14 protein-coding genes and 1 tRNA gene are annotated in these 19,560 nt (G+C 64.6%); 10 read left to right on the top strand and 5 right to left on the bottom strand.

Features of this window, described 5'->3' with window-relative positions; genetic code table 11:
• Positions 1-797: 797 nt before the first annotated feature.
• Entirely contained in the window at positions 798-1,178 is a 381-nt protein-coding gene (locus tag BM118_RS02105; RefSeq protein WP_092181571.1) for a hypothetical protein, read from the top strand.
• Here the strand turns inward: BM118_RS02105 and BM118_RS02100 are convergent.
• Complete coding sequence (locus BM118_RS02100; RefSeq protein WP_244550032.1) at positions 1,138-2,697, bottom strand: glycoside hydrolase family 17 protein; 1,560 nt, start codon at positions 2,695-2,697, stop codon at positions 1,138-1,140. The genes BM118_RS02105 and BM118_RS02100 overlap by 41 nt on opposite strands.
• A 326-nt stretch (positions 2,698-3,023) precedes the next feature.
• On the opposite strand from BM118_RS02100, the gene BM118_RS02095 reads away from it, so the two are divergent.
• The 3 genes from BM118_RS02095 to BM118_RS02085 all read left to right on the top strand — a co-directional run bounded on the left by BM118_RS02095 (position 3,024) and on the right by BM118_RS02085 (position 6,911).
• Positions 3,024-3,620, top strand: coding sequence for a beta-1-3, beta-1-6-glucan biosynthesis protein (locus BM118_RS02095; RefSeq protein ID WP_092181568.1), 597 nt, complete (start codon positions 3,024-3,026; stop codon positions 3,618-3,620).
• A 218-nt stretch (positions 3,621-3,838) separates the two neighbouring features.
• On the top strand, positions 3,839-6,508 hold the full coding sequence (locus BM118_RS02090) for a glycosyltransferase (protein ID WP_092181564.1): 2,670 nt from the start codon (positions 3,839-3,841) through the stop codon (positions 6,506-6,508).
• Positions 6,509-6,835: 327 nt separating this feature from the next.
• Positions 6,836-6,911: transfer RNA gene (locus BM118_RS02085), tRNA-Lys, on the top strand.
• A gap of 1,043 nt (positions 6,912-7,954) precedes the next feature.
• Here BM118_RS02085 and BM118_RS02075 read toward each other — a convergent pair.
• On the bottom strand, positions 7,955-8,623 hold the full coding sequence (locus BM118_RS02075; protein ID WP_177233954.1) for a hypothetical protein: 669 nt from the start codon (positions 8,621-8,623) through the stop codon (positions 7,955-7,957).
• A 275-nt stretch (positions 8,624-8,898) separates the two neighbouring features.
• Here BM118_RS02075 and BM118_RS41095 point away from each other — a divergent pair, with 275 nt between their 5' ends.
• Positions 8,899-9,069: a hypothetical protein gene (locus tag BM118_RS41095; protein WP_177233953.1), complete on the top strand. Its 171-nt coding sequence runs from the start codon at positions 8,899-8,901 to the stop codon at positions 9,067-9,069.
• A 126-nt stretch (positions 9,070-9,195) separates the two neighbouring features.
• Positions 9,196-9,438, top strand: coding sequence for a hypothetical protein (locus BM118_RS02070; RefSeq protein ID WP_092181558.1), 243 nt, complete (start codon positions 9,196-9,198; stop codon positions 9,436-9,438).
• Positions 9,439-9,530: 92 nt separating this feature from the next.
• Here BM118_RS02070 and BM118_RS02065 read toward each other — a convergent pair whose 3' ends face one another.
• Positions 9,531-12,635, bottom strand: coding sequence for a DEAD/DEAH box helicase (locus BM118_RS02065; RefSeq protein WP_092184193.1), 3,105 nt, complete (start codon positions 12,633-12,635; stop codon positions 9,531-9,533).
• Positions 12,636-13,224: 589 nt separating this feature from the next.
• Here BM118_RS02065 and BM118_RS02055 point away from each other — a divergent pair.
• Together BM118_RS02055 and BM118_RS02050 are read left to right on the top strand one after the other, a co-directional pair.
• Complete coding sequence (locus tag BM118_RS02055) at positions 13,225-13,464, top strand: hypothetical protein (protein ID WP_092181554.1); 240 nt, start codon at positions 13,225-13,227, stop codon at positions 13,462-13,464.
• Positions 13,465-13,670: 206 nt separating this feature from the next.
• On the top strand, positions 13,671-13,949 hold the full coding sequence (locus BM118_RS02050; RefSeq protein ID WP_092181551.1) for a hypothetical protein: 279 nt from the start codon (positions 13,671-13,673) through the stop codon (positions 13,947-13,949).
• 142 nt (positions 13,950-14,091) lie between these two features.
• Here the strand turns inward: BM118_RS02050 and BM118_RS02045 are convergent, their stop codons facing one another.
• Positions 14,092-14,481: an NUDIX hydrolase gene (locus tag BM118_RS02045; protein WP_177233952.1), complete on the bottom strand. Its 390-nt coding sequence runs from the start codon at positions 14,479-14,481 to the stop codon at positions 14,092-14,094.
• A gap of 105 nt (positions 14,482-14,586) precedes the next feature.
• Positions 14,587-15,684 (bottom strand): AI-2E family transporter, encoded by a 1,098-nt coding sequence (locus BM118_RS02040; protein ID WP_092181545.1) that lies wholly within the window; start codon positions 15,682-15,684, stop codon positions 14,587-14,589.
• A 238-nt stretch (positions 15,685-15,922) separates the two neighbouring features.
• Here BM118_RS02040 and BM118_RS02035 point away from each other — a divergent pair, with 238 nt between their 5' ends.
• A complete protein-coding gene (locus BM118_RS02035; RefSeq protein WP_092181542.1) occupies positions 15,923-16,150 on the top strand; it encodes a hypothetical protein in 228 nt (75 codons plus the stop codon).
• Positions 16,151-17,426: 1,276 nt separating this feature from the next.
• The gene (locus tag BM118_RS02025) at positions 17,427-19,475 is read left to right on the top strand and encodes an acetoacetate--CoA ligase (RefSeq protein WP_092181539.1); all 2,049 of its coding nucleotides are present in this window, start codon (positions 17,427-17,429) and stop codon (positions 19,473-19,475) included.
• Positions 19,476-19,560 lie beyond the last annotated feature (85 nt).

The following is a 19,560-nucleotide window of genomic DNA, read 5'->3' as shown; positions in this document are numbered from 1 at the left end:
TTCAGTCCCGACAGGTCGAACCGATCCCCTCCGTTTTGGGCGAATGCTCGCTAAGATTGCTCATGCATTTACTGTCGCAGAACTAGGCGACAAGAACTTTCAACCTCTGCTGACCCCGACTCTCGTGGGGGCGCCCGAAACTCCTATTCATTGGCTCGTTGGCGGATTAGTCAAAAACAGACCGGCTGAGAGCCCACGACATGCCATCCGGCTCGACATGGAAACCCATCATGGCCGCCGCTTCTACGTCGTGCGAGTAAGATTGTTTAGCGATCTTGGATTCCCAGACTACGTTGTCGTGAGCGGGGTACACAACGACCACCCCCACAGGCTCGTTCGAAAGATGATGAAAGCAACATCGAGGACGGTCTTATCATTCCAACGCGTCACTCCGCTTATTGGTCAAGATATCCGATTTCGACCTGGATTGACTGACTTTATATGCTCCCGCTGTGACCACATCGTATGTCGCGGAGGCGACATACCAGAGGGCATAACTATTCGCTGTCTTTCCTGCCAAACCTGGAACGTGGCCTTCAATGACGAACGGCCATGGCGCATTCCCTACGCAGATCTGGAAAACGTGCCGGAGCTACCCGAAGAAAATCCGCGCGCCGAGTGGAACGCCTCATAGTATCGGTTTGGGGTGCTGCCTGCGTCGGCGGGACCTAAGCCATTTGACGGCCGAGAGCGGCGCGCTTTGCGGATCACCTCAATCGCCGGCAACTCGCCCGAATCCGCAGAAAACCTCCACCTTCCCTGTTGCCCCCTCCCCCCATCCCGACCATATTGCGCGCATGACAAAAAAGCCCTTCCGCCTCTCGCCCTACCAGGTGCAGTTCCTGCTCGTCGTCGGTTTCGTCACAGTCGGCTGCGCGCTCTATGTGCGCTATCTCGCGATCGAGTTCTCGCAAGTCGCGCTCGCCTGCGATGCCGGGCTTCAGACCCTGATGTGCAAGGCGCGTTCGGTCTCGACCGTGCTGTTCAAGAATTCGGTGTTCGGCATCGTCGCGCTGGTGGTTGCGACGCTGAACCTGATGCGGCCGTCGATCGTGCTGCTCACCGTCGGCATCATCGCCGCCGGCCTCGGCATCGTGCTCTACAATGTCGTGCTGTCGGGCCTGGCGATCGGCCTGCTCATTCTTGGCTTTGCTCGGCCCGCGCCCGCCACAGCGTGAGCGCGAACAAGAGATACATCGCGCAGGTCCACAGCGACTGCCAGTTGTCGCGGCCTTCGTTGAAGAGCACATAGGCCGCCGATAGCGCCAGCACGCCCGCGAACACCGCTTCCGCGATCGGACGCACGCCGATCTGCGGACGGTTCAGCATCAGGATCGCGAACGGCACCACCGCCATCGTCAGCGAGGCGTAGGGGAAATCCTTGTAGCGCGGGTCGAACACGAAGCCGAGCGCGGTCTGTGCCGCGATCACCGCCGCGACCGCCAGCGTCAGGCCGAGCACGGCGGTGAGCTTTGACCATTTCCGTCCCTCGCTCGGGCCGAGCAGGTCGAGAAAGGTCGGCAGGCTGCGGCCGATCACCAGCGCCTGCGCGCAGAAGATCGGCGACAGGATCCCGGCCGCGAGCAGCGTGCCCCACAGCAGCCAGCCGCCGATGCCGTAGCTCTCGTAAAACACCTTGTCGGCGCCGACGCCGAGCAGGCTACCTGCCGTCGTCGCCGAGATGGCGACGCCGAGCCAGGCCGAGAAGCGCGGCGTCCAGGGCCGCCGGCGCAGCGTGATCAGCGCGACCGCGAACACCAGCACACTGAGGCCCATGCCCGCGCCCATGTACCATTTCCAGTACGGGAAATTGCTGATCGGCTCACCCGGCGGATATTTCAGGCTCCGCCGCACCGAGTCGTACAGGCCCCAATAGCCGCCGACGGTGCCTTCCAGCTTGCGCTTCCACGGCTGGTCATAGGACTCGATCAGATTGACGCGAAACTTCTGCGCCTTCGCCAGGCTCAGGATTTCCGAGACGACGCGCGCCTGGTTGGTGCGCGACGGCAGCGCGCCGTCGCGCATGCGGCCCTCGCTCGGCCAGCCGGTTTCGCCGATCAGGATCTCCTTGCCGGGAAACGCCACCGCCATGCGCTCGCGGATCGTCTCGACATGGGCGCTGGCGAATTTCGCCTTCACCGGGAAATCCTCCCAATAGGGCAGGATATGGATCGTGACGAAGTCGACCGCGTCGTAGACTTCGCGGTTCTTCAGCCAGTACTCCCACACGTCGGCATAGGTGACGGGCACGCGGACCTGCGCCTTCACCGAGCGGATGATGGAGACGAGATCGGCCGTCGTCATCTCGCCGCGCAGCAGCACCTCGTTGCCGACGACGAGCGCGGTGATGAGGTCGGGGAACTCCTTGGTGAGGCGAACGGCGAGCGCGACCTGCTCAAAATTCTTGGTGCGGTTGCTGGAGAGCCAGATGCCCTGGAGCACCTTGAGCCCGCCGACCTTTGCGGCGATCGCCGGAACCTGGTCGAGCCCGTTCTCCATCGAATAGGTGCGGACGCAGTTGGTGATCTGCTTGAGCTGGCGAAGGTCCTGCTCGATCTGGTCGGCCTCGATATGGGTCCATGCGTCCAACGGCGACTGCTCGCCGCGGAACGGCGCATAGGAGACGCACTGAACCTTGTCGGCGGGATCGATCGGGGCGCGTGCGAGCGTGATTGGCGTGGCCAGCCACCACCACACGGCAGCAATCGCACCCAGTGAAACGAGCAGAAGCGCCAGTGGCGTACGAAGTGAAATCGGTTCCGTCCTCCGCGAAGCGCCGTCGATTACCTGCTCGCGCGCCGTCTGCCAAGGGGGGTGGCTCGAAGCGGATCCCTCCCTCCCACGGAATTTACCTGCGGCCGTTCGACAGAGGCCTAGGATCGTGACTTTGCTGGACAAAATTCGAAATACAGGTCATGCAACTCGCCGGGAATTTTCCGCCGCATTGGAGACCCATTTGGACGCCATCACCGACGCGTCCGCGGGATCCTGACGCGGCGGTCAGCGGAGAAGTTGGGGAATTCATGCGGCAACGGGTGCGTCAGTCACGAAATGCGGTCCTGCGGCAGTTCGCCGCCACCTTGGCCGTGACCTCTCTTCTGGCCCTGGCTGGTCTCGGTGGCGCCTCCGCCCAGAGCGGCACGCCCGCCCCTGATCAGGGCAAGGCCGCCGCCCAGCCCGCCGACGCTGCCGCCAAGGACGCCGCCCAGAACCAGCGCCGCACCGACGAGTTCGCCGAAGCCGCCCAGGTCATCAACGGCCCGGCCGGCAACCCCGAATGCGTCTGGCTCGGCCGGCGCGTGGTGCGGCTGATGTGGCGGGACGACCTCGATACCGCGTTCCGTCATCTCGACCTCTACGACCGCTTCGGCTGCCCCGGCGGCCACATCCAGGCCGCCTTCCGCTGCCTGACCCGCTTCGGCGGCCAGATCGATCCCAAGGTCGCCGAAACCCTGGACAGCCGTGTGCATGCTTGCTGGATCAATCCGGCCTCCCAGCCGCAGCAGGCGGCGGCCGCGGCCTCCCAGCCGGCGGCGCCGACATCAGGCAATGCGCAGGCACCGCAGCCGGCCGCGAGCCCCTCGCCTGCGGCAAGCCCGACACCTGCGCCCCAGAAATAGAAGCGGGTCGCTTCAGCCTCCGTTCAGGAACGATCGGCCATAGAAACGATTGGCACTGCCACGCGTTTTTCGAAAAAGGCCATGCCCTCGTAAGGACATGAGGCCATGACAGTTGTGAAACCGCGCGGCAGAGGTATGCTCCATTTGCCGCGGACTCGGTCGGATCTCGGGGTCAGATCCGCATCCCTGCCACCTCAGCCCCTTTTGGTTTAGCCGCGATGCGCGTTGTCGCCGCCGTTCTGTTGCTTGTGTCCGCGCTTCACGCCGGCATCTGGGGAGTCATGCGCGACAGGGAACCCGCGCCCGACTTCAGGGGCCTGCTCCCCAGCGTCTCCTACGCGCCGTTCGAAGGCTCGGCCCATCCCGACATCGACAACATCCCGACGGTGGAGAAAATCCGCGCCGACCTGAAGACGCTGTCGACGATGACGCGCGCGATCCGCCTCTATTCGTCCACCGGCGGCGTGGAACTGGTGCCGGCGATCGCGGCCGAGTTCGGTCTCAAGGTCACCGTCGGCGCCTGGATCGACAAGGACAAGGATCGCAACGAGCGCGAGATCAAGGCCGCCATCGAACTCGCCCGCAAGAACAGCAACGTCGTCGGCGTCGTGGTCGGCAACGAGGTGATCTACCGCGGCGAGCAGAAGGTCGAAGACCTCATCGACATGATCAAGAAGGTCAAGGGCTCGGTCCGCGTGCCCGTCACGACCGGCGAGATCTGGAACATCTGGCGCGACAATCCCGACCTGGCTTCCAACGTCGATTTCATCGCCGCGCACGTGCTGCCCTATTGGGAAAACTTCCGCTCGGACCAGGCGGTCGACCAGGCCGTCGACCGCTACAACCTGCTGCGCAACCTGTTCCCCGGCAAGCGCATCGTGATCGCCGAGTTCGGCTGGCCGAGCCAGGGCTACAACTTACGCAACGCCGACCCCGGTCCGTTCCAGCAGGCGCTGACCTTGCGCAACTTCGTCAGCCGCGCCGAAGCCATCGGGATGGAATACAACATCGTCGAGGCGATCGATCAGCCCTGGAAATTCTTCGAAGGCGGCGTCGGTCCGTACTGGGGCATCCTCAACGCCAGCCGCGAGCCGAAATTCGCCTGGACCGGCCCGGTCGAGAACCCTGATTATTGGAAGCTGATGACGATCGCGCTGCTGGTCGGCATCCTCTTGTCGCTGCCGATCCTGCGGCTGCAGCAGCCGACCGCCAAGCAGGCGTTCCTGCTGTCGGCGACCGCCAACGGCGTCGGCGCCTGGGCCGCCACCGTGTTCGCGTTCTGGAACGGCCACTATTTCATCTTCGGCTCGGCCTTCGCGCTGACGCTCGGCATGATCCTGCTTGTTCCGCTGGTGCTGATCGCGATGGCCCGCGTCGACGAGATCGCGGCCGTGGCCTTCGGCCGGCCGCCGCAGCGGCTGCTCGCCAAGAGCAAGCCGGTCGAGAACGTTCCCGAGAATTACTACCCGAAGGTCTCGATCCACATCCCGGCCTACTTCGAGCCGGTCGAGATGCTCAAGCAGACGCTCGATGCGCTGTCGCGGCTGAACTACCCGAACTACGAATGCGTGGTCATCATCAACAACACGCCGGATCCCGCCTTCTGGCAGCCGATCCAGGACCATTGCCGCACGCTCGGTGAACGCTTCAAGTTCATCAACGCCGAGAAGGTGCAGGGCTTCAAGGCCGGCGCGCTGCGCATCGCGATGGACCGCACCGCCGTCGATGCCGAGATCATCGGCATCCTCGATGCCGACTATGTCGTCGACCCCGACTGGCTGAAGGACCTCGTGCCGGCTTTCGCCGACCCGCGCGTCGGCCTCGTGCAGGCGCCGCAGGAGCATCGCGACGGCGATCTATCGATCATGCACTACATCATGAACGGCGAATATGCCGGCTTCTTCGACATCGGCATGGTCCAGCGCAACGAGGCCAACGCCATCATCGTGCACGGCACGATGTGCCTGATCCGCCGCGCCGCGATGGACATGGCCGGCGGCTGGTCGAGCGACACGATCTGCGAGGATAGCGATCTCGGCCTTGCGATCCAGGAACTCGGCTGGGTCACGCATTACACCAACCACCGCTACGGCCAGGGCCTGCTGCCCGACACCTACGAGGCCTTCAAGAAGCAGCGTCACCGCTGGGCCTATGGCGGCCTCCAGATCGTCAAGAAGCACTGGCGGCACTTCCTGCCCGGAAGGAGCCGGCTGACGCCGGACCAGAAGCGCGAATATGGCCTCGGCTGGCTGAACTGGCTGGGCGCCGAAAGCCTCGGCGTGGTCGTGGCGCTGCTCAACCTCGTCTGGGTGCCGATCGTCGCCTTCGCCGACATTGCGATCCCCGACAAGATCCTGACGCTGCCGATCATCGGCGCCTTCGTCGTCTCGCTGGCGCATTTCCTGTCGATGTACCGCGCGCGCGTTGCGATCAAACCCGGCCAGATGCTCGGCGCGATGATCGCGGCGATGAGCGTGCAATGGACGGTGTCGCGCGCGGTGGCGCAGGGACTGATCACCGAGCACATCGCGTTCGCGCGCACCTCCAAGGGCGGTCTGTCCAGGATGTCGATCGAGTTCCAGGCGTTCTGGGAGGCGGTGATCGGCGCCCTGCTCCTGATCGGCGCCGGCGTGCTGATCGCCTCCAACAGCTTCAGGCAGATCACCGAGATTTACATCTTCGCCGGCGTGCTGGTGCTGCAAAGCCTGCCGTTCCTGGCCGCGGTCGCGATCGCCATCCTCGAACTCAGCCGCATCAACTCGTTCCAGTTCTGGCGCGACAGCGCGATCCGCACCGCCGAGCTGATCGGCCTGCGCCCGGTCGCGCTGCCGACCCCCGCCGGCACGCCGCAAGCCGTGCCGAACGAGGTCCGGCGCGAGGCGAACTGACGGTACGAACGCCTCGCGGCGCGGGCGAAACCTCCGCGCCGGCGAGCCACCTGCGCTGTTCGGCGGGGATAGCGAGCCGCCAGTCGGGTTGAAAATTCCGGCTTAAGCTGCGGATGCCGCGAGCAAATCCCCGCTCCTGCCAGGAGTTTCGGCAGCCACCCGTGCTATTGACCTCAGCGCCCCATCCCCCTACACAGCGCGGGCCGAAAGCATGATCCGGAAACAGCCGGTTTTTCCCCGCGACGCAAGCTTAAGCGCAGCGGCAAGACATGCTTCTCGAATGTCCGAAGACGATGGTGATATCTTTGAAGCCATCAGCGGCCATGGGAGCGCGTAGCTCAGCCGGTAGAGCACGTGACTTTTAATCACGGGGTCCTGGGTTCGAGCCCCAGCGCGCTCACCAATAAATAGAATAGATTCATAGCGTTACATCCGGCAGCGTCTAGGCGATATCGGCGACGCTCTTATCGTGCAACGCTCATGCAACAACTGAGATATTCCCAACATCGTCTCGCTGCCTTCCCAAAGGCCGTTTCCAATTACGTTGTTTCAACCAATGCGACTGCTGGGCTTCTGTGCTTCTAGTCTGAGATGAAGCGGTCGTGCTGGTTTTGATGTCGCTGGATTTCTCAAGGCTGAAATAGAGCGGAGCCATCCGCGACGTCCTACCCGCGTCGATGGCCGCCCGGTGAAGATCACCTTCGGCGAGATGGGCGTCCGAGGCGTTCTGATCTATTGCACTGACTACCGCTGCGGACATTCTACCGCGCTAAGCGCGAACCGCTGGCCAGATGACGTGCGGCTGTCCGACATCGAGCCGCGCTTCATTTGCACTGCCTGCGGCGAGCGCGGCGCTGACGTCCGGCCAGACTTCAATAGGGACAGGCCGCCGATGCCGGCAATGGGCTATCGATAGCGCGGAAAAACGGCCCCGGCCGTGGGGTTTCGTGGTGGGCGTTGAGGCCGGGGCCGTGGGGTGCTTGGACCTTGGGGAAGCTCAAGCAGTTCCGAGCTTACTCACAGCTCGGAGCGCCGTTCTGTTCGTTTCCCAACATTGGCAGTAGTGTTCCGGACAGGAACGGCAAACTCTTGCGCAACGAACGACCGAACGAGGCTAGGGGGCCGCAGCGGTTCCCTGTTGCGGCCCTTCTGAGCCGGGCGGCCCCTCACGGATAACGTCTCGGTGAATGAAACCGTTTACCGCATCACGCGAAGCACTCAGGAAACAATCCGCGCCCAGTCTCCCGTCATTCACGAGGGGATCTCAAGATGATCGTTCTCAAAATCTTTGCTGTCGTTCTTGGTGCTGGCATCCTTTTCACGATGTACTCAGGCGACCTGGGCGCCGAGGTCGTGCTCGCCATCGTGGCCTGCTTGGCATGACGAGAAGACCCGCCAGCGTGAGCTCGAGGGCCAGTCGTCCCAAGCGATTTGCCTGACCTATCTTCAGCTTTCCGGAGCTGAAACCGTAGCAGGCGTACTCAGCGGCGCTCCTCCAACCGAAACTGGCCCTACGGATTTCGACTGCCGGACCATCCGCTTGCGCAGCGCTGCGGACAGTCCATAGCGGGCCTGCGCTCTTCGGATGGAGGACGTGACGTCCGACATCATTGTATTTTGCAGCGTATCGACCTTCGCAATGAGCGCGGACAACTGCGAAGATATCTTCCTCACATCGACCCGTTCGTCCGTGATGCTCTGTCGCAGAGACAGGAGCACCATTGAATCCTGCTGCAGCAGAGCAGCATTTTGCTGCAAAGCGTTGTTGTTCTCCTGCAGCGAAGCCGTGTGTTGCTGCTGGGCCGACTGGATATCCTTCAAGGCAGCGACAACCGGATCCGGTTTCGGCACGGAAGCCTCCCGGCGCGGAAGCAGTTCAGCCAGACTGCCGACATTCAGCGACGAAAAATCAGACGGCAATGTATAGATGGCCGCCGAGCCGTTGATGGCCAAGGCACACACCGACAGTGCCAGGACCGATGTCCGGCTGGACTGCTTGATCGGTGCTGGAGCTTCCGCGGCTGCGGGCTCGGATGCTGCTGCGGCGGCTGCAAGTGCTGCGGGGTCGAGTTGTTCGACGAGGCCTTGCGCTTCGAATGTCGTGGTCACGTGCATTGACCTCAAATGAGCGAGCAAAAGGAAGCCGTCGCCGAAACGTCCTCGCGACGCCTCCTTTACGCAGCACCCATCTACACAACTGTCTAAAATTGTGAGCTTTTTGGATTAATTCCACGTTAGCGGCCTGGCCACCTGGCAGGCCCAGCCACCCCGGCCGATTACGGGGTCCATGCGAGGGAACGAGCAATGCGGCAGCCGGCTTCGAAGCGCCACAAAGCCGCGAGACAACTCCCCAGAATGGTGTAGGATTCAGCAAAACAGGAGGGAGCGGCATGTTTGAAATCAACGGTTTCGACACGGCAGGCATCGTCAGCCTCAAGCGGCTGTCACTTGAGGCCGCCCTCAAGAAGGCCAGAGAGCTTGTCGAGGACGGATGCTGGGACGTTCAGATCGTTGATCCGACTGGCCGCGTATACACCTCGTTCGAGGAGCAGGCCGCGTAGCCGCACCGCCTGCACTACCCGGGGCACGAACCGGCGCTCGACGCCCGCGCGCCGCGCCGTTGCCAATCAACTCATTTGGGAGCACGCTCTCTCCAGGCGCTGAAGACGCCGCACAGGGAGAGACCCATGAAGGAATCGGGCCTGGACGCTCGCCATCGGGACAAGGATGGCGGGATCAGCAAGAAGCACGGCAACACGCTGGTCGGCACGTTGCGCAAGATCTACGGAAAGGGTTTTGCGGCCGGCTATCCCGATGCGACCCAGCTCAGCGAGGTCCTGCTTCAGCTGAACGAGACGTCGCTGAGCCAGCTGCGCCGCGATCACGACACCGGGCATCTGGGGCACAAGATCGACCACGCCTCGAAGTGACGGGCTCCGCCCGTCTGATGCACCTGTCTAATTCACTTGGCCGATTCATTTGGCCGATGCACTTGGCCAGGTTCATCCGGCGCGTCCGCCCCTCAGGTCTCGTCCAGCGCCTCGAACAACTCCTCCACCCGCTCGAACGGCGCATCACGCATCTGGCTGTGATAGACGACGCGATCGCCGTCGCGCTGGAGTGACTTTCCTCGCGACTTCCGCAACCGTCCGGGCAGGAATGTTGCGGCCACCGCCCCGAGGCCGACGTCGAGCCGGATGATGCCCCTTCGCTTGCATTCGAGCCTGAGCTCCGCGGCGGCGAAGAAATCGCGCGCGACTTTCGGCAGCGGGCCGAAACGGCGGGAGGTTTCCTCCTCGAGGTCGACGAGGTCGTCCTCGCTGCTGCATCTTGCGGCGCGCGCATAGAGTTCGAGCCGCACGGGCTCCGACTGCACATAGGTCTCGGGCAGCATGTCTGCGACCGGCAGGTTCAGGTCGGGCACCCACACCGCGGCCCGCTCCTCGTCGACCTTCTCCGAGGCCATTTTCAGCAGGTGGCTGTAGAGCACGGGCCCGAACACCTGGACATGGCCGGATTGCTGCTCCGAAAACAGGTCGCCCGCACCTCTGAGATCGAGATCGCGCTCGCTGATGGCAAAGCCGGCGCCCGGCCGGCTGAACTCCTCGAGCACGGCCAGCCGTTTCTCGGACTGCCCGGAACTCGTCTCGGTCAGCAAATGGGCGAAGGCGCGGATGCCGCTACGGCCGACCCGTCCGCGCAGCTGATGCAGCTGGGCAAGGCCGAACTTCTCGGGCCAGCAGACCACGATGGTGTTCGCACGCGGAATGTCGAGGCCGCTCTCCACGATGTTGGTCGCGAGCAGGACATCGGCCCTGCCCTCGACGAAGCTCATCATCCGGTCGTCGATCTCGTCGGCCGCCAATCTGCCGTGCAGGCACACGATGCGAAGATCGCCGGCCACCGCCTGCACCCGCGCCAGCATCGGATCCAGATCCTGGATGCGCGGACAGATCAGAAAACTCTGGCCGTGGCGCCGCTGCTCGCGCAGCAACGCCGACGCAATGGCCGCATCCGACAGCGGCGCAATCCTGGTTGCGACCGGAAGCCGGTGCACCGGTGGCGAGGCGATCACGCTGAGATCGCGGAAGCCGGCAAGGCCGGCGGCCAGCGTCCGCGGGATCGGCGTCGCGCTCATCATCAGCACGTGGACATTTTTGGCGAGGCCGGCGAGCTTGGTCTTCTCCGCCGCGCCAAAATGCTGCTCCTCGTCGATGATGACGAGGCCGAGATCGTCGAACTTCACGTCTTTTGCCGTGAGCGCCTGCGTTCCGACCACGACCTGGATCCGGCCGCTGCGCAATCCCTCCCTGGTCTCGCGCAGCTCCGCGCCGGAGGTCGCCCGCGACAGGTTGCCGACCTCGATGCCAAACGGAGCAAAACGCTTCTGGAACGTGGCGACGTGCTGCCGTGCCAGCACCGTCGTCGGCACCGCGATCGCCACCTGCTTGCCCGACAGCACCACGGCGGCGGCCGCCCGCAGCGCCACCTCGGTCTTGCCAAATCCCACGTCGCCGCAGATCACCCGGTCCATCGGATGGCCGGAGGCAAGATCATCCAGCACGTCGTGGATCGACTTGGCCTGATCGATCGTCGTGAAATAAGGAAAGCGCGCGACGAACTTCTCGTAGGCCGATCCCGGCGGAACCAGCTTTTCGGCGCGCCGCCTTCGGCGCTGGCTGATGTGCTTGGCCAGCGCCTTGCCGGCGATCTGGATTTCGCGCTCGGCCACGGTGCGGCGGGCCCACCAGGTGCTGCCGTCCGCCTTGTCGAGCGCCAGCTTGCCGGGCTCCGTCGCGTAGGGCCACATCAGGGCCAGATCGGGCGGCGGCACGAGAACCGCATTGTCGCCCGCGAACACCAGGCGGATCATCTCGCGCAGCGCGCCGCCGCCCGTGTTCACGGTCTGCAGGCCGTCGAGCACCGCAAGGCCGCGCTGGAGATGCACGACCACCGTGCCCTGCTCGGGCACGTCGGCATGGTCGAAGGCCGCGCTCCAGGCCCGCGCCATCGGCTGCGGATGATGCGCCCGGCTGCCGAGCACGTCGGAGGCCGTCACGACAACGAGAGACTTTTTCCCCGGCACGACGAAACCCGCATCGAGATCGGCCAGAAGCGCCGCCTCGCCGCCCCGCCCGCGCGCCGCCGCGTCCCAATCCGCGCAGCGCTGCGCCTTGACGCCGCTCATCCGCTCCATCACGCGCAGGTCGTCCTCCTGCGCCGCGACCAGGATCAGCCGCGAACCGGCCCGCCGCGTCTCTTCGACGAAGGCACGCAGCGCCTTCCTGGCGGAGGTCAGCTTCGAAAACTCCGGGATGGGCTGGAAGGACGCCGTCCGCGGCAACACCTTCATGCCCCTGGAGAGCTGCTTCCAGTCGCGCCGTCCGATGTATTCGCGCTCCCTCTCCGCGCGAGGCGCCGCCTCCTCGATCGTGCTCAGCCAGCCGTCGACGTGCAGCGGGACCCCTGCATCGGCGATCCATTTGGCGCGCCCGCAATAGTCGAACAGCGTCGCGCGCTTGCCGCGTTTGCCGGCGAAGCCAAGCCGCTCCGACATGGGATCGACGAGAAGCTCGCTGGTCTCGAAGATGATGTCGTGCTCTTTCGGGTCGAACGCCACGATGCGGCTGATCGCACGGCCTGAATGCTCGATCCGGAACGGCCCCAGCGCGCCCGCGGGAAATATCTCGAAGGTCTGCCCGTGAAACAGGGCTCCGCCCGGATAGTCCGGCGCGTCCTCGAGATCGTATCCCAGGGCTTCGAGGCGTCCGCGCAGGTCGCGCTCGGAAAACGCGCCGCCCACCTTCAAGCTCACGCTCAGGCGCGACAGGCTCGCAGGCGGCGGCAGGCGCTCCATCACGGCTTCCGCCGTCGAGACCAGAAACAGCGGCTTCCTGGATTTTGCGAGGCGTCGCAGCACGGAGGCTCTGCGCCCTGCGAGTTCGTGGGACGGTTCGAGCTGATCGAACGGCAAAGTGTTCAATCGCGGAAACACCAGGACCTCGCAGGAGGGATCGAGCGCGTGAATGACGCTGCCGAGCCGCTCCGCCCTGTTCTCGCTCTCGGCGAGAAAAACGATGCCGCTGCGTCCGGACTGCTTCCATTGTGCAAGCAGATGGAGAGCCATCGAACCGAGGGGCGACGAAGACGAGATCGTGGCGCGCTGCGACCCTTTGCCTTTCTTCGGCGATGTCTTGGTCGCCTTCGCCTTTTTGGTAAGCCTCACTTGAATCCGTCTCTGATCGTAAACTGTCACCCAACGCGAGCCGCCTCATTGTCGATTCGGCTGCTCGCCGCCATGCATATGGGATTTGCCCTGCCAACGCACGCCTCGTGGCAACGTTCGGGGCGCCATTGCGCTTCCGAAATTTTTGGCTGTTGATCGCCCCACGGACGGGGAACTCGCCGCTGCTGAAGCATCCGACGCGGCGCGGGATCTGCTTCTCTGGATGCAGTGGCTGCTGCAATCGCGCGCGCCCTGCCCGCATGGCCGGCACGAAAAACCCCAGCGCTTGGACGCTGGGGTGTTTCGTCAAAAAAATGAATTGGTCAGGCAATGACGCTTTCATAGCAGCGAATGCACCGCGCGCGTGTGAACTGGTTCACACGCCTTGTTGGTTGTTGGCGCGGCCCGATCATCCGGAACGGGGTACCGCACCTCCGGTTTGAGCCTGCGCGCGCCGCGCGCTAGGATGCCCCCTTTTACGGAGGCTCATTTGAAACCATTCATTTTCATCGCCGCCATCGCACTCCTTGCGACGGCCCCCGCCCGCTCGCAACCGCTGGTCGATCCGAACAAGGTTGCTCCTGAATACCGCGAGGCGGCCGAGAAGCGCCGCGCCGAGCAGTTGCGGCAGCGCGAATGCGCGATGAAGGCGGATCTGGAGAAGGTGCTGCCCAGGGATCGCACCGCCTTTCTCAACCATTGCCTGGACACGATGGCGGCCAAGCAATAGCGGCTGGTCGGGCAGCTTTGACGACCTGAGGCTGCCGCCGGTCGCGATGGGCCGATGGCGCCTCGCCGCGTTTTGCGAGCATCGCCGTCGCGCACGCGACATCGGCCGTGGCAAGACCTCCCGGAAATCCGCCAAAGCCTTCAGGCTTTCTTCAGACATTTGCGATCACCTGACGATCCATTTCCATCAGTCATTGTCGGTCGCGCATGAGTTTCATCCAGATTCAGTGCACGCGCTGCAAGTCGGTGTTCCGCGATCGCGCGGGACGGTTGCAGGACGGCTATTCCAGGCAATGTCCAAGTTGCGAGGTGGTGCTGTTCTTCGCCGAGGATTCGCAGCACCCTTTCGTCAAGCGCGCGATGCGCAACGCGCGCAAGGCCCGCAAGGAGCAGCGCGAGGCCGAGGCGATAAGGCGCGTCGCGCCCGAGCCACGCGCGGCGCGGTCATTCGCCGGGCGGGGCCGTTCGGTGGGCCGAGAAGACTAGAGGAAATGGCTTTGGGTTGAATCGATTGGCCGCAGGCTCGTCGACCTCCCCCGCCTTCGCCAAGGCTTCGGCGGACAAGAGCGGGAGAGAGAGCGCACCTCCGTTGTCGCGGCCATCAAACCTGATCTCATCGTGCTTTGGCTTACCGCTGCCGCTTCCTCGGAAACAGGCGGTCGCGGATATAGCGCGAGGTCGGGGTCAGGCGGATGCCGCGCGGCTTCTGCCAGGCGGCGCGGTCGATCTCCTTCTTGTCGCCGATCGCGAGCCTGCCCTTGGCGCCCTTGGCGATGAAGATCGCATCGCTCATCTTGCGGCCGGATCGCTTGTTCCTGGCCTTCACTTCCTTCCAGAGGCTGATCCTGCCGAGCTTCAGCTTGGGCAGCTCCTCCTTGATCTCCCGCCGCAGGCAGTCCTTCTCGGACTCGCGCGCACGTCTGCGGCCGCCCGGGAACATCCACAGGCCGTCCGACCGGCGTCGAACCAACAATACCTTGCCGCGCTTGGCGGCAACCAGCTTGGAAGACTTCGCCATTGCTGCCGTAATCGAAAATAGAATCGTCCCAATCGTAACTTGTCTAGTCGGATAGACAAGTTCGGGACGCGCCTTGATCACAGGCAGCGGACCGAGGGCGCGAGATCAGCCTTTGTTCGCCCTCGCGCCCGCCTCCGCCCGATCCTCCGTCCTGATCCAGGCCATCATCATCTCCCAGGCCACCGACAAGATGATCGGCCCGATGAACAGGCCGACGATGCCATGGGCGAGCGTGCCGCCGATCACCCCGACGAAGATCACGATGGTCGGCGTGGTCAGGCCACGCCCCATCACGAGCGGCTTCAACATGGTGTCGATGAAGCCGACCAGGACGAGAAACACCGTGAGCAGCAGCGCAGTGGTGACGTCCTTGGCGGTCCAGATCCAGATGATCACCGGCAGCAGCACGAGGAAGGCGCCGATCTGCACGATCGAGAGCAACAGCACGAGGAAGGCGAGAAGCCCGGCGCTCGGCACGGCCGCGAGCTTGAAGCCGATGCCGGCGAGCAGTGCCTGCACGATCGCGACGCCGATCACGCCTTGCGCCACGGCGCGGATGGTCGCGCCGGCGAGCCCCAGGAAATGCTCGCTCTGCTCGGGCACGATGCGAAACAGGAAGCCGCGGCCGGCCGCAACCAGCCTCGGTCCATGCGGGAACAGGAAGCCGGCCACGAACACCGAGACCAGAAACTGGAGCGTGCCGACGCCGGCATCGCCCGCGAGCGACAAGAGCGGCCCCGCCAGCGGCTGGAGATACGGCGCCACTTCCCGCAGCACCGCGCGGATGTTGGTATAGGCCTGGTCCCAGAGCTCGTAGAGCCACGGGCCGACGATCGGCCACGACTTCAGCTGCTCCGGCGCCGACTGGAGCGCGAGATCGCCGGTGCCGAGCTGGTGCGCCAGTTCGCGCGCGCCGTCCACCGCGCTGATGCCGAGCCAGGTGGCAGGGCCGATGACGATGCCGAGCGTGATCAAGGTGAGGATCGCCGCCGCGGTCTTGGGCCGCCCGCCGAGGATCTTGGCGACCCAGCTGAAGGCCGGGTAGAACGCGACCGCGAGCACGCCGCTCCAGGCCAGGATCGGCACGAACGGACGGATGATCAGGAAGGTCCAGATGATCAGCAGGGCGAGCAGGCCGAGCCGGATCACGAGCTGGATGATGTCCTCTCCCGTCAGGAGCTGACGGAGACTTTTCACGGGCACGACCTTCCTTGCGGCATCGACGCGGGTTCCGGCTCTTGCACGGGCAAGCCGTTATTGCCAGCCACGGGCCGGGCGTCAAGACGAGGCGGGCCCGCGCCCGGCCCTCACCCGGGAAAATCCCGCAAGGGGCGGGCCCGGTTTGGCTAACGGCGATTAACCGGATTTCCTTGCGCCGGTTTACGCCGATGCAAAGGCCCGCCCCTACCGTGCACCGAGGTCCCAAGAAACATTCCGTGCAATGGCCAACAGCATCTGGACGATCGAAGAATTCACCTGCAGCGGTTGCAGCATGAACTACACCGCGACCCGGGAAGAGCACAGCGAGGCGCATTCCGGCAGCTTCAAATGCCGAATCTGCAGCGGCGTGGTGCACGCATGGTCCGGCAACCATCACTTCTTCGGCTGGCAAGCCGTGAAGACGAGGCCGCCGGTGTTCGGCCGGCGCTGGGCCGGCGTCGGGTGGTAGGCGACACCCTCGCGAAACACTCCGGCCATGCCATCCCCTCGCTGTCATTGCCCGCGCAGGCGGGCAATCCAGTATTCCAGAGACAGCGCGGTGATCCAGAGACGCCGCGGCGTAGTGGATGCCCCGGGGCATGACGGCGTTGGGTGGAGCGGCACCTCGCCCGTCGGGCAAAACACCCGCACAAAATCCCATTCCGCCTGTCAACCCGCCGCCGCAAATATATTCCACTTTACCGAAATTCGGATTTATCGTACACACTGGACACCCTGGCCCGAGACAAGGGGCGGATCGCGATCGTCACGAACCGCGGGCCGGGCAGCGATGGACGCGACGGCGTCGGGCGCGAGCAGCGTTGCAGGGCGGGAAACCGTGAGCAATTGCCTTCGCGCGAACGACACGGCGCCGACAGCGTCTTCGCATGGCTTCGGGCGCGAGCACACGCCAGCTCTCGAAGTCCCAGCGAGGACGTGCGCGGACGGCGAAGTCGTGTGGTCCTGACGCCCGGGGTCTGTGCGTCAAGTCTCGTGGTGATGTGTGGCGCCCAACCGGGCGCGCGCATCAGTCATCCGCGAGCCGACGGGGGCAATAGTGCATCGCTCCCCGAGGAGAGCACGAAGGACACCGTTAAAACCATTCGCGCAGGGAAGGCCGGGCGACCGGCATCACCTGTGGTCCACCCCGTGTGCATCTTTTGTAGCGCACGGACCTGCGGGTGCCAGCCGGCGCCCGGCCTTCCCTGCGCCCTTGTCTCGATAAGGGCAATGCTAGAGGTAAAACTCGGGCGACATGCGCCGCGAGAAGGTGGAGGTGTGTCCAGTGTTTGAAGAACCGCTCGAGGTTCTCCGTGTCCCGGACGCAGCGCAGCGTCTCTTCGACGGTGCGCTGCCGAGCCGGGGCCCATCTTTCAGAGCCCTCGCTGAGCATGGGTCCCGGCTCTGCGCCGCAACGTGAAGGACGTTGCAGCGCGTCCGGGACACGAGGCTGAGTTGCGCCCTCGCCCACACTCCGTCATTGCGAGCGCAGCGAAGCAATCCAGACTGCCGCAGCGGAGGGACTCTGGATTGCTTCGCGGAGCCTGTCATCGGGCCGCGCACAGCGCGGCCCCGTTGGCTCGCAATGACGAGTATGTTGAAGCGCGGATTGAGATCTCTGCAACGTCGTCCTGGCAAAAGCCGAACCCCATTAGCCCTGTCAGAGCTCCGTGCGCGAGCCGCGGCTTCTGCTCCACAGCGACACCCGCTACACTCCCCCTCCCCGCAACCAAATCCGACACGCAATGACCGCCCCCTTCGTTCCCCAGATCGCCCTCTATCGCAACTGGCTCGCCGAGCAGCGCGGCCTCGCCTTCGGCAGCTACGAAGAGATGCGGCAATGGTCGGTGCGCGATCTCGACGGCTTCTGGCGCAGCATCTGGGATTATTACGATCTGCAATCGCCGACGCCGTTTGCGGCCGTGATCAGCGAGCGCAAGATGCCCGGCGCGGTCTGGTTTCCCGGCGCACAGATCAACTATGCCCGGCAGGTGTTCCGGCATGTCGAGGCGGCCGACGCCGCCGGCCTGCCCGCGATCGTCAGCGGTGGCGAGGACGGCAGGCTGAGGGAAACGAGCTGGCCGGAGCTGCGGCGCAAGGCGGCCGCGCTCGCGCTGCATCTGAAGGATAACGGCATCAAGCGCGGCGACCGCGTTGCGGCCTATCTGCCCAACATCCCCGAGACCATCATCGCGTTTCTCGCGACCGCCAGCATCGGCGCGGTCTGGAGCGTCTGCGCACCCGACATGGCCGCGCCCGCCGTGATCGACCGCTTCAAGCAGATCGAACCCAAGGTGCTGATCGCCTGCGACGCCGTCACCTATGCCGGCCGGCAGCACGACCGGCGCGCAATCGTCGCCGAGCTGCGGCGATCGCTGCCCACGGTCGCGCATGTCATCCTGCACAGCGAGGCCGGCGCGCCTGCCGCACCGGATGCCCTGCTCTCCGAGATTGTCGCGAGGACAAGCGCGGTGATCGACGCGTTCGAGCCGGCCTGGCTGCCGTTCGATCATCCGCTCTGGATCGTCTATTCCAGCGGCACCACCGGCCTGCCCAAGCCGATCGTGCACGGCCATGGCGGCATCGTCATCGTGGTGCTGGCGCTGCTCGGCCTGCACAACGACATCGGCTGCTCCTATCACCAGAATTCCTTCGGCGAGCGCTATCACTGGTACTCTTCGACCGGCTGGATCATGTGGAATTCGCAAGTCGGCGGCCTGCTCAGCGGCACCACCTGCTGCATCTTCGACGGCAGCCCCGGCGGCACCAAGGACAAGCCGGACTGGACCACGCTGTGGCGCTTCGTGGCGCAGTCGAAAGCGACCTTCTTCGGCGCGGGCGCGGCGTTCTTCGCCAACTGCGCCAAGGCCGAAATCGATCTCGCCGCCGCCGGCGATCTGTCGCGGCTGCGCTGCCTCGGCTCGACCGGCTCGCCGCTCAGCGCCGACACGCAAGCCTGGTTCAACGACCGCTTCGCCGCACTGTCGAAGACCAACGGCAGCAAGGCGCAGGCGGACATCTGGTGGGCGAACATTTCCGGCGGCACCGATTTCGCCGGCGCGTTCATCGGCGGCAACCGCGAATTGCCGCAGACGCCGGGCGCGATGCAGTGCCGCCTGCTCGGCGCCGCCGTCGAAGCTTTCAGCGAACAGGGCCGCGCCGTCACGGGCGAGGTCGGCGAGCTCGTCTGCACCGAGCCGATGCCGTCGATGCCGCTCTATTTCTGGAACGACGAGGACGGCGTGCGTTACCGCTCCAGCTATTTCGAGACCTATCCGGACAATTTCGACGGCAGCGGCCGCGGGCCGGTGTGGCGGCACGGCGACTGGCTCAAGGTCAATCCGGACGGCTCCTGCGTCATCTACGGCCGCAGCGATGCCACCATCAACCGGCACGGCCTGCGCATGGGCACGAGCGAGCTCTATTCCGCCATCGAAGCCTTGCCGGAGGTGCTCGACTCCCTCGTCGTCGACCTCGAATATCTCGGCCGCGACAGCTACATGCCGCTGTTCGTCGTGCTGCGCGACGGCGTCGCGTTCGACGACGCGATGCAGGCCAAGATCAACAAGGCGATCGAGGCCGGCCTGTCACGCCGCTTCCTGCCGAACGAGATCTTCGCCGTCGCCGAGATCCCGCGCACGCTGTCGGGCAAGAAGCAGGAGCTGCCGATCAAGAAGTTGCTGCTCGGCCACCCCGTCGAGAAGGTCATCAACAAGGAGGCGATGGCCAATCCCGCCTGCCTCGACTGGTATCTCGCCTTCGCGCACGACTATCTGGCGCGGAACGCGGCCTGAAGGGGATCGCCCCAATTGCGTCGATGCCGTTTGCACTCCGTTCACCGATCGCCGCTAGATCAGGATGGATCTACCGCAACGAACA

Source organism: Bradyrhizobium sp. cf659 (assembly GCF_900113725.1).
Classification (GTDB): Bacteria; Pseudomonadota; Alphaproteobacteria; order Rhizobiales; family Xanthobacteraceae; genus Bradyrhizobium.
Note: the sequence above shows the minus strand (reverse complement) of the source record. Positions and strands in the feature narration are given on the sequence as shown.

Coding starts and splice junctions, on each gene's coding strand:
- BM118_RS02105 (WP_092181571.1), top strand. CDS start 798: ATGACAAAAAAGCCCTTCCGCCTCTCGCCCTACCAGGTGCAGTTCCTG.
- BM118_RS02095 (WP_092181568.1), top strand. CDS start 3,024: ATGCGGCAACGGGTGCGTCAGTCACGAAATGCGGTCCTGCGGCAGTTC.
- BM118_RS02090 (WP_092181564.1), top strand. CDS start 3,839: ATGCGCGTTGTCGCCGCCGTTCTGTTGCTTGTGTCCGCGCTTCACGCC.
- BM118_RS02075 (WP_177233954.1), bottom strand. CDS start 8,623: ATGCACGTGACCACGACATTCGAAGCGCAAGGCCTCGTCGAACAACTC.
- BM118_RS41095 (WP_177233953.1), top strand. CDS start 8,899: ATGTTTGAAATCAACGGTTTCGACACGGCAGGCATCGTCAGCCTCAAG.
- BM118_RS02070 (WP_092181558.1), top strand. CDS start 9,196: ATGAAGGAATCGGGCCTGGACGCTCGCCATCGGGACAAGGATGGCGGG.
- BM118_RS02065 (WP_092184193.1), bottom strand. CDS start 12,635: ATGGCTCTCCATCTGCTTGCACAATGGAAGCAGTCCGGACGCAGCGGC.
- BM118_RS02050 (WP_092181551.1), top strand. CDS start 13,671: ATGAGTTTCATCCAGATTCAGTGCACGCGCTGCAAGTCGGTGTTCCGC.
- BM118_RS02045 (WP_177233952.1), bottom strand. CDS start 14,481: ATGGCGAAGTCTTCCAAGCTGGTTGCCGCCAAGCGCGGCAAGGTATTG.
- BM118_RS02035 (WP_092181542.1), top strand. CDS start 15,923: ATGGCCAACAGCATCTGGACGATCGAAGAATTCACCTGCAGCGGTTGC.
- BM118_RS02025 (WP_092181539.1), top strand. CDS start 17,427: ATGACCGCCCCCTTCGTTCCCCAGATCGCCCTCTATCGCAACTGGCTC.